This is a genomic window from Roseateles sp. DB2 (genome assembly GCF_051857535.1).
GTDB lineage: Bacteria > Pseudomonadota > Gammaproteobacteria > Burkholderiales > Burkholderiaceae_C > Roseateles_B.
Genome location: NZ_JBPZGY010000002.1, coordinates 222,762 through 235,495, shown reverse-complemented (window position 1 = coordinate 235,495; position 12,734 = coordinate 222,762). Strand labels below are relative to the sequence as shown.

Below are 12,734 nucleotides of genomic sequence, written 5' to 3'. Positions count from 1 at the left end.
TCCCACGGCGGATCCATCGGTGAGTGCATCCAGCTTCCAGTCGGTCGATGAGGCCCCCACGGCCGATCCGACCCTGGTCGCCCATTCCTACCTGGAAGTGGTGGAGGCCCCGACGGCCGACCCCACCCAGAATGCGCTGGGCTTCCAACTGGCAGAAGAGGCACCGACCGCCAATCCCACGCTAGTGGCTTCGGCCTACATGGAGCTGATCGAAGCACCGACGGCCGACCCCACCCAGGCCGCAGCGGCCGAAGAAGCACCGACGGCCAATCCCACGCTGGTCGCCGCGGCCTATGTGGAACTGGTCGAGGCGCCCACCGCGGATCCGACCCAGAACCAGTCCGCCTCCCAGGAGCCTGCAGAGGCCCGCACGGCCAATCCCACCCTGACGGCCGCTGCTGCCGGCACGATCAACGAGGCGCCGACCGCGAATCCGACGCTAACCCCGAACGCCGGCCCCTTCCACGATCTGGCCAGCTTCGAGAACGCATCCCTGGATCGCATGGCCTCGCTGTTTGGCCGCGTCTACGGCGACTTTCCGATGGTTCGCGCCTGATTGATCTGAGCATCCCTTGAGTTCACCGGGTGTGACCCTCCGGGCCCAAAAGCCTTCGGGGTTGCATCCGGTCTTTGACCTTGCAGGCTATTGCGCGCATGACTTCCGAGGATGCGCCAACCCTGCTCCTGGCCCTTGTTCGTTGGAGCGTCCGGCATGACCGTGGCAATCGACATCCCTTCCGGCTCCGCCCTTGCGTCGCAAGCGCGATGGGCACGCTGGCACGCTGACCTTTCCGAAATGGCGTCGGAGCCCCATCCCGGCGACGCGCGACTCGCAGCGGCCAAGCTGGCGCACGTTCACCTTGCCCTGCTGGCCTTGGTCCCCGCGATCCGCAAACACGAGGAGCTCGGTCCCCTGAAGCGCATGTCAGCCTGGATCCGCGATCAGTTGACCGAGGTCAGCGTGGACAGCCTGCATTACCTTGCCAGCGGCAAGGGAGATGCCGTGGAACAGCGGGTCTATCAGCGCATGGCCGAAGGCCAGTCGCAAGCGGCGGCGGCCGTGACACAAGCGCTGCATGATCGCGGCCTGGTGCCAATGGTCGTCAAGGGCGCGGAACTCCGTCATCGCGTCATGGGCGGGCGGGCGATCTCCAGCAGCTCCGATGTGGATGTCCTGGTCGCGCCTGGAGACATTGAACGCGCCCGAAGCACCCTGCAGGAGATCGGCTTTTCGCACTCGGCCTATGATCCCAATACAGGTCGCCTGGTGCCGATTGCCATGGAAAAGGTGCTGGCCCATGAGGCCACCCACCGCGAGCTGTACCCGCTTTGCCGGCTGAGTCCTCTCGCCCTGAGCAGCGATGAAATCCAGTACGCCAGCGCCCGTCGGATGATGCCCTTGTTTGTCTATCAAGGGCAGGCCTTGCTGATGGAGATCATTGACCTCCACAAGAGTCTGTTCATACGCATGGAAGTGGATTCGCTGTTCCAACGTGCGGTGCCCAGTCACTACGCAGGCGCCGTGACGCTCTCCCTCACGGACCACGTCTGGACCACCGCCTTGCGCTTCTACCTCGAAAGCAGCACCATCCATCAAGATCCCAAGCATCGGGACCTTGCCTATCTGGTTGCCTTGCTGAACGAGCCCGGTATCGACTGGAACCTGCTCGTGCAGACAGTGGCCTCTGCCGATTTGCGACCGGCGCTTTTCTATGCCTTGCGCTTGCTGACGCAGCTGGGCGTGGCCGAGGTCCCGAACTGGGTGATGGATGCCCTGCATGTACGCAGAGGGTCTTCGTGCATCGATTTCGGATGCCGCGTCACCCGCGCCCTGGGTCTGGTCGAAGGCCTGCCCCAAGATCTACGGCCCTATTCGCCGCAAGCACTCCTCGCGTGACGCCCATGTCTCAAGAGCCACATCGCCAAGGCACTTCCACAGAGCAGCAGCATGCGGGACCCGGGGGCCACGCGTCGCCAGTCTCGCGCAGCACGCAGTACGGCCCGAAGTTGCAGCGCCTGCTCGACATCCAAGCCGTGGATGCGCTGCGGCCCCTGGTGCCCCCCCTGCTGCCCATTGCCGCCCTGGCTGACTTCAGCGCGCCTGCAAGCCGCTCGCATGCCGAATGCTGCGAGCAGTACGCCGAGTTGCTGCACCGCCAGAATCCCGAGCTCCTGGCCCAGGTCCAGCAGGTCTGCGGCTCGGCGCCGTGGATCGTGCGCAGCGCCGGCGACGAGGACAGTGAGCTCAACAGCAACGCAGGCGCCTACGAAAGCCGCCCCTGTGCCGATGCCCAGGCACTGTTTCTGACTGTCGCAGCGGTGGCCACCAGCGCCTGGCGCCCTCAGACGCAGCAGCAACAGGCCCTGTCAAGCGCATCGCCGCCACCACGAGCGATCGACTGCTTCATCCAGCCCCTGCTCACCGTCGAAACGTCCACACCGGGTAGCTCGCAGGTGCCCTATCTGTCGAAACCCACCTTGGAGCGCATGGAGGCCGTGGCCACGCAGCTGATCGCGCAGTTCGGCATGCAGGCCATCGATTGCGAATGGGGACTGGAAACGGATGCCGGTTTTGTGTCGGCGACCACCATGCTCCCTGCCGATCACAGCCGCATGCACACGGCCCATACCTTCGGATTCGGCTTTGCCAGCGCCCAGACCTCGGGCCAAGGCGCCACCTCCCTAGCCCTGCGCCCCGCGGGGACGCCGCTGCGCCTGTGGCGCGGCAGGCATCTGCGTCAGGTGCAGGTCCGCCAGGTCCATCTGCTGCAGGCCCGCCCTACGCCCCTGGACGAAGCCTACCGTCAGCGTCAGGTGTTGACGAGCCAGGCGCGTGCTCGATTGGCCGCGCAGTACGCGTCGCTCCCCGTCACCCTGCTGCTTCTGGGCCGGCGGGCCTTTGGCCGCTGCCTGACAGCGCCGGATCTGGCTACCGCATGGCGACGCTTCATCGCCATGGACCCCGCCGTACGCCTGGAAATTGACCTGGTGCTGGTTGACGAGGGCAACGCCGAGGAGCATGCCGGCATCATGTTCCGCCAGCAGCAGATGACCTGCGTGCGCGGCAACACGGGGCTCTGCGCACCGGGCTGGCAATGGGCTTGCCTGGACGAAGGGCGCAGTTATATGGGCGACGGCTCGCTGCTTCAGTACGTCGAAACGGAGGAACGCCACGAGTTGGTGCTGCCGGACGAATGCGGCCTGGTCTTCAGCCCGACCCAGGCGGCAAGCCCGGGCTCGTTCGCCAACCAGGATGCCGAAGCTCAGCTGCAAAGCTTGGCCGAGCTGCCCGTCGACGAACGCGTGGCCCGGGAACTTCGGCAAGTGAGTCTCTGGCCCAGCGCCGATCGCTGGCTGGAAGAACGCCCGGGCTTCCTCAGGTCCCCTGCCTTGCGGGCCTGCCAGATCGAAGCCGAGCCAGGATCAGCCTGCGAGGCGCCATTGAGCGGCGACGGCGACCCATCCGGCCTTTGGAAGGACTACACCCGCGCACTCCGCCTGGATGCACAGGACCTGCAACGACTGGCGGCCTCCCTGGCCTGCGAGGCGGCCTCACTGCGGAGCCTCGCCCTCAGCGAGGACCTGCGACTGCGCATGGCCTTGCTGGGCGCACAACAGCAGGTGCCGCTGCTCGGCGCGCCTGAATTGGCGAAGCTCTTCCGTTTCGCGGCGACCCTGGTGCAAGAGGGCCAGCCGGACGCCGCCCGGCTGGCCCTCCTGCTCCCGCAGCAGCTGGCTGACGAGACCAAGCGCCTGCCCCTTTATGAGCCCGCCGAGCTTGCCCAGTGCTTTGCAAGCTGCGTCCAGGCCCTGGCCGATGGCATGTCTCCCTTCGCGCTGGCCGCTGTACGCAGCTTCGGCCTGGCCGCGCCCACCACCGCGCGCTTGGCGCAGTCGCATTCGGCCCATCCCCCGGTCGTCGCTGCGCTGTCTGCGCTGCAGCAGCGCTTTGTCCAGTTCAGGGGTGCCGTCCTGGATCCTCTGGCGCCCGAGCTTGCCGAACTGCTGAACACCGATTTCCAGCGCGCGAGACAGCTGCTGCTGGAAGCCGGCCTTGGCGGCGTCAGCGAGCAGCTGCGCAGCACGCTGATCGAGGCTTATGACGCCACCCTGAAGTCCCTGCTGACCCAGGCGGTGATAGACGGCGATACCGGCAGCTACCACCGCTACCTGCGCATGATGCTGTGCTGGCTGGCATCCATCGCGCAGCAGCATCTGACGCCACAGGAGGAGCAGGTGCTTGCCCTGTTCCGCCATTGGATCAAGGAATGGCAGCAGGGGCCGATGCCGGATTCCTTCGAGATCGATGACAGGAACTGGCGCGTTGAGTTCGACGCCCTGGCCGCAGAGGGCGCCGAGCCGGAGCGCTACGAGAATGCCCATGTCATTCATAACCTTCTGCACCAGTGGTCGCTGGCGACCCTGCATATCGAGAGTGGGCTGCTGCCGGCTCGGGTGCAGGCCCTGGAGCTGCTGTGCTCCACCTTCAGCAGCCGTGCCACCAAGGTGCTCCGTTTCGAGCAGGGTCTGCTTGAAATCCAGATCCCCATGGGCACGCACAAGGCCAGCTTCGTCTTCGGGCCAGAACGAATGGCGGTGGAGTGGTCTGAACCCCCCAACTGCCCCACGGAGGAGATCGCCCGCATCGTGGCCTTCGAGCAGCTCCTGGGCCTGCTGCGTGACACCCAGATTCCCAGTCTGAGCTTCCGACGGGAACGCACGCTGGGCACCTGGACCTTGCTCATCCACGCCAACTTGCAGCCGGGCGGAAGCTGGCGCTTCGAAGACCTGCACCAGTTCATCGCCGCCAACCGCCTTCTGTTTGACGCGGCCTACGACTTCTCCTATGTGCCTGTCGAAGCCGCCGATGGCCTGATGGCCAGCCTGCAAAGACCCGGCTGGGGCGGACTGATGCAGCAGCTCGTCGCGCATCGCTCGCAACTGGAGGATGCCGCCCAGTATGTCGCCTTGCACACGCTGCCGCTGTCGTCGACGGTCAGCGCACTGGCTCAGAGCGCCGTGGTGCGCAGCCTGATGCTGCGAGGGCAACGCGCCGGATTCAGAGCCTGCGTGACCTTGCTGGATCGCTACGCCGCCTGGCTGAACCTCGTGGAGTCGCCCGAGCGCTGGCGCCATCGCCACGAATACCTGCGCCAGCTGTGTGTGCTCATGGGCAGCCACTGGCCTGTCGAGGCACTTGAAACCCTGCGCAGCGCGCCGGCTCTGCATGTGGGCCACGAACTGCTGGCCAGTGTGGTGCTGCAGCGCCGCGACTGCCGGAAGGCTCTGCTGCCCTTGCTGGGCGCGAGTCCGTCGCTGCAGACACCTCTGGCGCAGTGCAGTGTGAAGTACGCGCCTGAGTTGCTCGTCCAGGCATGGGGAGCGCATGCCACGGCGGAGCTGCTGAAGGGCCAAGGCGCCCGCTATCGGCGAGCCAGGCAACTGCTCGTCGCACGCCATGCCGGCGAGCTGCCCATCACCCTTGTGCGGCAACTGCTGACTGACATGGACACCGTGCCCTGGGGTGAGCAAGCGGCGGCTGAGCACCGCATTGCGGAGTGTTTGGCCAAGACCGGCCCCCGCTATCGCTTCGCTCTTTCCAGTGGCGTGGACTGGACAGCCCTGGACCATTGGGCCGACGGGCCCGCCAATGAGCCGGCCCGGCACGAGGAGGTGCAGGCCGTCTGATGCACCTGGGCCGAATGCCGGCCAGGCAACACTAGGCATCCAGTGGGACGTGCTCAGACAGCTGCCCTGGCGCAGCATCGTGCACAGGCTGGATGGATTCACCGTTCAGAGTGGGGAGGATCGCCCATGCGACATCTGCAACTTGAGTTTGAATCTGCGCACTATCCCGTCTGGCTTGGCTCTGACTGCATTGCCGAGCTGTCGTCTCGCCTGCTGTCATATCCCGCCTCCAGCTACCATCTGGTCACCGACGTCACGGTCAGCGCGCTGCATGCCAGCAAACTGCATGCTCACATGGCGGCGCAGGCGCACACGCGCATGTGGGTCATGAGTGAAGGCGAGTCCGTCAAATCCCTGAGCACCCTCGATCGACTCGCTCAGGACATGGTGCGCGCCGGCATCGATCGCTCCAGCGTGATCGTGGCCGTAGGAGGCGGGGTGGTGGGCAATATGGCCGGCCTGCTGGCGGCCCTGCTTTTTCGCGGCATTCGCCTGATCCATGTGCCGACCACGCTGATCGCTGCGGGGGATTCGGTCGCCTCCCTCAAGCAAGCGGTCAATCTCCCCATGGGGAAGAATCTCATCGGCTGCTTCCACACGCCCACGGCCGTCCTCATGGACATCGCCTGGCTGCAGACGCTGCCGGCTGCGCATGTGCGCTCCGGCATGTGCGAGATCATCAAGAATGCCCTGACAGTCGCCTCCGGCAACATCCCGCTGCTGGAGCAGCTGCTCAACCCTGAAGCCCGCTATTCCAACGCGGATCTGCTGGACGTTGTCGAGGCGGGCCTCCAGGCGAAGCAGCACATCATGCGCAACGACCAGCGCGAGCGCCAGCAGGCCGTGGTCTTTGAGTACGGTCACACCGTGGGCCATGCCATCGAGTTGGCCGCGCAGGGTCGCCTGCCGCACGGTGAAGCCGTCGGGCTGGGCATGGTCGTAGCGGCCGAGGTCGCCTGTCGGCTGGGCCTGCTCAGCCAGGAGAAGGTGGCCTTGCATCGACGCCTGCTGGCTCGCAACGGCATTGCCCTTCAACTGCCGCAGGGCGTCACTCTGGCCCAGGTTCGTGCCCTGCTGCTGACCGACAACAAGCGCGGCTACATGGCGGCAGGCGAGAACCAACTGGCCATGATCCTGCTCCAGGACATCGGCCAGCCAGCGGGCCCTGCTGAACGGCCCTTGACCCTGGTGGACGTCGACTTGGTCGAGCGCTGCATCACCGACTGCCTGGCCCCAGCGGGCCAGGCCCTGCAAAGAGAGGGGGACCTGTGTCTTCAGTAGTCATTCCCGTGTGGTCGCCGCGCCCGCGCGCCATCCGCCGCTATCGAAACATCGTGATCAAGGCGCCTTGCAATCTGCGCTGCACCTATTGCGAGGTCAAGAAGGCCCGCGTCGACGTGCCAAAGACCATTCATTCGGTGGGACAGATCCTGGATCGCTTCGACCCCAAGACCACGCTGTTCCGCGTCGAGGCCGATGGTGAGATCGCGCTGTATCCGCCCATCCTGGACTACCTGGCTCAGCGGGTGGCCAGCGACGGCTACCGCATCGAGGTCCTGACCAATGGGACGCGGCTTCCGGAATGCCTCCGAGAGGGCCTGCTTTGGGTCATCTCCCTGGACGGTCACACCCAAGCCATGAACAGCAAGCGTGGACTCAAGCAGGCACAGATCGACATCATCATGGACTACGCCGTGCGCCTGTCTGCCGACCTGCAGTGCGTCTTTCATGACCAGTCCCTGGAGGAGATGAACGCCTTCATCGATGAGCTCAGCCGCCGCGGCTTTGCAGGCCGCCTGCATCTGCTGCCGTTGCTGGCCCTCGGCGGCAAGCCCATTCAGGTGGCCCTGGACTACGAGTCGCTGCACAAGGCGCCCTTCCTTGAAAAGAAGGCCTACTTCGATCGCTGGGAGCACATCCGCAAGCAAGGCAACCGCGGCGACTTTGTCTGCGACCAGCTCATCAATGGCTACAACTACTACGTCGCCGACGATCGCATCGAGATGGTGAAGTGCGACTGCTACGCACCGCCGCCCGCCTTCACCATCCAGGGGCTTGGCGACGAGGTCGAGTTCGAGGAATTTCCCTGCGGAACCTGCCTGTCGCACCAAGAGTTCAACAACCGCCGGCCCGCCATGGGCCTGTGAAGGCCTGTCCCTTGCTTACGCCCACCCGATCGACCGCGATGGCCAGCACCCAGTTGGAGCTCAGGACGGACCTGCTCATGGCACCCTGGGCAGCCGCGCGCTGCGCCGCGGACCCGCTGGACCGGTACCAGCAGACCTGCCTCGGCTTGCAACTGTGGTCGGATCTGCTGGATCTCTGTCTTTCCAGTGACGCTCTCATAGACGGGCAGCTCCTCGCCATGGCGTCGATCAAGGCCTCGCAGTCTGCGGCGATGAGGGCTGCGGAGGCTGCCGCAGCTGCCCTCATGGAGGACACGTCTGAAGCTGTGAAGGTGTCCGACCTTGCCGAGCCCCGCCCCCTGAGCCTGCGCCTGGCCGCGAACCTGTTCCCGCCGGCCTTGCTGGACAAGCTGGTGCATCTGCCCATGCCCGAGTGCTTGGGCTACGACCTGGCCGATCTGGACCGGATCCCGGAGGACGCCCTGGCCTGGCTGGCGCAGCAGCCCGATGACAGTCCCGTGCTCCTGCTTGGCGTGCGTACCGGCGGCCTGTACCTGGCGCCTCTCTGGCATGCCGCGCTGAAACGGGCTTGCGCGAGGTCCATGACCTGGCATACCGTGCGCCCCCAGGCGGAGGGTGTCGCCTGCCTGGGGCTCGGTCCCTGCCTGGATTGGCTGCGGCGACATCCCCAGGCTCACGTGGTGATGCTGGACGACCAGCCCGACACCGGCCGGACACTGGCTCGCGTCGCGAAGGCCCTGCAAGCTCCCCTTGGCTCGCTCTGGTTTGCCAGTCCCGGCAAGATCTGGCGGGCCCCACCGCCCGCGAATCCCCCGGTCCACCGGCGATCTGCCTTGAACCCTCGCCGCGCAGGACGCCTGTGGGAATGCCTGCTGCCATCGGCCCATCCGCGGTTTCTTGAACGCCTGCAGGCCCATGGCGGGCTCGGGCCGCTCCCGCCCCAGCTGAGCCTGGCCGTTCGCTGCTCCCAGGCCGAGCAGCACTATGGGCACGGCCAGGCCTGGCTGCCCTGGGATCATCCGGCACTGGACTCGGTCGAGCGACGCCTGATCAATCCCCGCAAGACGGGACTGACGCTGACCCTGCCCGGGGGACAGGCCTGGGCCCATCTGCGCTTCATTGGCGAAGGGCTGTTCGGCAAATCCGAGTTCCAGCGGGCGCAGCAGCTGGCACCGGACCCACAGTCCTGCTTTCTGGACGGCTACCGTGTGAGCCGGCACCATGAGGGGCTGCAAGCCCTGCGCGATGTACTGCGCGAAGCCAGCGGTCCTCGCAAGGCCCTGCTGCTGCAGGACTGTGCACGGCAGTTCAAGGCACAGGCCGAGCCGGCGCCGGTCACGCTGTCTCGGCTGCCGCCTCCCGGCGGGCTGGTCCATGAAGCCGCCGACGCGCTGCAGGCACAGCTGCAGAAGCAGTTCGGTCCGACCCTCGTCCTGGCGCCCGCGCTTCGGCAGGCGCTGTCCCGCATGCACCGGCCCCTGCCCGGGCCCCTGCAACTCTATCGCTCGGCCCTGCCCTATGCCGGCGCGCACTGGCACTGGCAATGCGACCGTGCCGGCCGGGTCCGGCGCTTTCAGCTGGAGGCCAACTGGGGAGGCCCCAGCTGGATGGCCCTCGAGCTTGCAAGCTTCGCGCTGAGCCAGCAGCTGAGCGCGGCGGATGCCCAACAGCTGGCCCAGCTGTGCGGACTCGATTTCGACCACCTTCGAGCCTCCCTGCCGCAGGCGCTGCAACGCCTGCTGCGCTCCCTGCTGCGCGGCGTCAGACGGGGCAGCCCCGCCGGCACGCTCGCCATGCAGCAGGAGCTGCAGTCCCTGGACAACACCACCCAACACCTGATGGAGCATTGATGGACCAACCCACCCACGTCGTCACCGGCATCTACACCGCCAAGCCACGCCTGCGCGCCACACATTCGGAAGGCGCCAAGGTCACGCTGACCGATGGCCGCCAGTACATCGACCTGATGAACGGCAAGGGCTGTGTCACCTTGGGCCATCATCATCCGGCCGTCGACGAGGCCATCATCCGCCATCTGCAGGGCAAGCTGGCCTCGGCGACCTGCTGGAGCGATGCCCACGAGCAGCTGGCCGACCAGATCATCCAGGACCTGAGCCTGCCCCAGTCAAGCCTGGCCTTCTTCAGCACGGGGACCGAAGCCTGCCGCGCTGCCATGCAGGTCGCCAGAAAGGCCACCGGGAGGCGGCTGGTCCTGAGCGCGGGCTATCACGGCTGGGGACAGGATTGGGACAGCGCCACCGAGCTGCTGAGTCCCAATGCCGCCGGCGTCGTCGACTTCTACTTCATTCCGGAACTGCTGGAGCGTGCGCTGACGCAGTACCGCGGCCAGGTGGCGCTGGTGATGATGTCACCGGACTATGTCCACATGAGCCCGGAGGGACTGGCCCGGCTGGCCAGCATCACGCGGGCGCATGGCGTGCTGCTGTGCTGCGATGACGTCAAGCAAGGCTATCGCTCGACAGCGGCGTCCGCCTTTCCCAAGGCAACGGGCCAGCATGCCGACCTCTACACCTTCGCCAAGGGCCTGGCCAACGGCCAGCGCCTGTCCTGCCTGGTTGGCCTGCAAGCCCTGATGCGCGCAGCCAAAGAGTTCACCTACACCGCCTATTTCGACACCCTACCCATCGTGGCTTCCCTGGCGACGCTGGCCGAGATGCGTCGCGTCAACGGCTACCAGGCTCTGTCGCGCTGCGGCGCCCAGATTGCAGAGGGCATGCGCGAGATTGTGCGCCGTCGCGAACTGCCCATCGCCATCTATGGCGAGGGCCCGATGCTGCAGATCGTGGCTGCCACCGAAGCCATGGACCAGGTGGTCTACACCCACTGCGCAGCGGCCGGCCTGCTGCTGTATGAAGGCGACAACCAGACACCCTCGCTCGCCACCGCCGAGGTGCTGGACGAGCTGCTCGAGCGATTCGACAGTGCACTGGCCTCAGCTGCTCAGCAGCTGGGGCCGATCGGTCCGCAGCCCATCAGCGACCGGCGCCGTTTCCAGGCCGCTTTCTGCATGATGGACGGCGCCACGGATCAGGTGCCCTCGGACGCCGTGCTGCACTGGCTGGAGGAAGAGCGGTGAATCATTCTGCGCTGTCCAGCCTGGCAGGAAGGGACGTGCTGCTGCTCTCCCCCCACGCTGACGACATCGCCTACTCGCTGGGCGGCCTTATCGCCGCCACGGCGGCGCAGACACGCTATGGCATGGTCACGGTCTTCAGCCAGAGCGCCTGGGCCCTGCCGGCCCGGCTGCGCACGCGGCCGCACCCGGAGATCTCAGCGCTGCGACGGGCCGAGGACCAGGTCTATTGCCGCCGGCACGGCATCCGGCATGAGCAGTTGGACTTCCAGGATGCCGCGCTGCTGGGTCTGGACGCACGGCAGGAGCTGTCGATGGACGTGGAGACGGACCCGCGACTGTCAGCCGTCGTCGCCGCCGTCGGCGCCTGCATTGCACGCCACCGCCCCTGGGCTGTGCTGGCTCCCTGCGCCCTGGGTGACCACATTGATCACCAGCTGGTGCGCCGGGCTGCCGAGGCACATTCACCGCAACATCTCTACTACTACGAGGACATTCCCTACGCCAGCACACGATCCCTGCTCGACGTCGAGACCCAGCTTTGCGCCCAGGGACTGGAGCCGTGGGTGACCGTACCCATCGACGAAACCGTGCAACTGAAGTGCGAAGACATGTGGCTTTACCGCACCCAGACCAGCGCACCCACGGTGGCGGAGATGCTGCTGCATGCCGAGCGGGTGCGGCCCCACGGGACACAGCGCGCGGAACGGCTGTGGCAGCGCCGTGCGGCATCGGAGCCCTTCGCATGAGCAGGGGGCTGGCGCTGAATCTGGTGATGCAACGCTATGGCACGGACTTTGACCTGCGCCACGGCGGGGGTGTCGAGCGAGCGATGTATCAGCTGTCGTGCGCCCTGGATCCGCAGGAGGTCCGGCTGCACTGGTACAGCCAGTCCGAGCATCTGCGGCCGCAGGAACTGCTGGCCTTTGCCCGCAGCGTGGACGCGGACGCCGTCATCCCGCTGATCGACACACCCATGCTGCGCTTGGGCTGGCCGATTGACCCTTGGCTGCGTCAACGCCTGATCCGGGTGTGGCACGACTTCAGCACACTGCGGCGCGATGAGGCATCCCCTGCCCCCTGTCCCCTGCACGCCGCCGCCGGGCGCTCGGGCCGCTGCATGCATGCGCCCACGCGCCCGGACCACTTCGCCGCTGACGTCTTCTTCCGCGACGAACCTCTGACCTGGTGCTTCCCGCGGCGTCGCCACATTCCCTGGGCCATGGACCACCTTCCCCGCATCGACTACCGGGACCCGCACGGCCCTGTGCTTCTGCTGGCAGGCAAGAGCCCCTTGAGCCACACACTGCAGGTCGTACAGGCCTGCCGCGAGCTCCACCTCCCGGTCCGCTTGATCTTCTGCCGCTGGACCCGCATGGGACAGCAGGCGCTGGCCCACTTCGCCCAGGCCAGGAACCAGGCGGGCTGCGAAGTCATCACCGACTATGAGCTGCTCCACGACCATCCACGCGTCTTCGGCGGCGTTCGCGCCGCGCTGGTCCTGACGCAGTTCCACGAGACCTTCAACTTTCTGGCCGCTGAATGCGTCCATTTTGGTGTGCCCGTGGTGGCCTACGCAGCCTCGGGCGCCACGCGGGTCTTTGCGTCCGCCATCGTTCCTGGGCCGCAGCAGCTCGCAGACTGGCTGCGCTCGGACTCGCTGCAGGCGCTGCCGCCGCGGAAGCTGCCACCCTGGGGCTGGGCCGATGTGGCCCAGGCCTACACCGGCCTGGTCCGCGAAGTCGCGGCACAAGCGCGCCAGGCCCCTGCCCCGGCCGAAGCGGCCGGACTGAACTCCTGCTGAT

Annotated in this window: 9 protein-coding genes; all 9 read left to right on the top strand. The window is 66.5% G+C overall.

The genetic code is table 11. The features are described 5' to 3' along the window. The first annotated feature begins 19 nt into the window (after window positions 1-19). The 9 genes from ACS5PK_RS03460 (at window position 20) to ACS5PK_RS03420 (ending at window position 12,733) form a co-directional block, all read left to right on the top strand. On the top strand, window positions 20-556 hold the full coding sequence (locus ACS5PK_RS03460) for a hypothetical protein (RefSeq protein ID WP_439438885.1): 537 nt from the start codon (window positions 20-22) through the stop codon (window positions 554-556). Between the two features lie 156 nt (window positions 557-712). Further along, window positions 713-1,897 carry a nucleotidyltransferase family protein gene (locus ACS5PK_RS03455; protein WP_439438884.1) on the top strand — a complete coding sequence of 395 codons (1,185 nt, stop codon included), beginning with the start codon at window positions 713-715 and terminating at the stop codon, window positions 1,895-1,897. 110 nt (window positions 1,898-2,007) lie between these two features. Then, window positions 2,008-5,688, top strand: coding sequence for a hypothetical protein (locus tag ACS5PK_RS03450; RefSeq protein ID WP_439438883.1), 3,681 nt, complete (start codon window positions 2,008-2,010; stop codon window positions 5,686-5,688). A 126-nt stretch (window positions 5,689-5,814) separates the two neighbouring features. Continuing rightward, entirely contained in the window at window positions 5,815-6,969 is a 1,155-nt protein-coding gene (locus ACS5PK_RS03445) for an iron-containing alcohol dehydrogenase (protein ID WP_439438882.1), read from the top strand. Continuing rightward, the gene (locus ACS5PK_RS03440) at window positions 6,957-7,835 is read left to right on the top strand and encodes a hypothetical protein (RefSeq protein WP_439438881.1); all 879 of its coding nucleotides are present in this window, start codon (window positions 6,957-6,959) and stop codon (window positions 7,833-7,835) included. The genes ACS5PK_RS03445 and ACS5PK_RS03440 overlap by 13 nt, the downstream gene beginning before the upstream one ends. A gap of 311 nt (window positions 7,836-8,146) precedes the next feature. Continuing rightward, on the top strand, window positions 8,147-9,685 hold the full coding sequence (locus ACS5PK_RS03435; protein WP_439438880.1) for a hypothetical protein: 1,539 nt from the start codon (window positions 8,147-8,149) through the stop codon (window positions 9,683-9,685). Further along, window positions 9,685-10,932, top strand: coding sequence for an aminotransferase class III-fold pyridoxal phosphate-dependent enzyme (locus tag ACS5PK_RS03430; RefSeq protein WP_439438879.1), 1,248 nt, complete (start codon window positions 9,685-9,687; stop codon window positions 10,930-10,932). The genes ACS5PK_RS03435 and ACS5PK_RS03430 overlap by 1 nt, the downstream gene beginning before the upstream one ends. Further along, entirely contained in the window at window positions 10,929-11,678 is a 750-nt protein-coding gene (locus tag ACS5PK_RS03425; RefSeq protein ID WP_439438878.1) for a PIG-L deacetylase family protein, read from the top strand. The genes ACS5PK_RS03430 and ACS5PK_RS03425 overlap by 4 nt, the downstream gene beginning before the upstream one ends. Next, complete coding sequence (locus ACS5PK_RS03420) at window positions 11,675-12,733, top strand: hypothetical protein (protein ID WP_439438877.1); 1,059 nt, start codon at window positions 11,675-11,677, stop codon at window positions 12,731-12,733. The genes ACS5PK_RS03425 and ACS5PK_RS03420 overlap by 4 nt, the downstream gene beginning before the upstream one ends. The last annotated feature ends 1 nt before the right edge of the window (window position 12,734 follow it).

Coding starts and splice junctions, on each gene's coding strand:
- ACS5PK_RS03420 (WP_439438877.1), top strand. CDS start 11,675: ATGAGCAGGGGGCTGGCGCTGAATCTGGTGATGCAACGCTATGGCACG.
- ACS5PK_RS03430 (WP_439438879.1), top strand. CDS start 9,685: ATGGACCAACCCACCCACGTCGTCACCGGCATCTACACCGCCAAGCCA.
- ACS5PK_RS03455 (WP_439438884.1), top strand. CDS start 713: ATGACCGTGGCAATCGACATCCCTTCCGGCTCCGCCCTTGCGTCGCAA.
- ACS5PK_RS03445 (WP_439438882.1), top strand. CDS start 5,815: ATGCGACATCTGCAACTTGAGTTTGAATCTGCGCACTATCCCGTCTGG.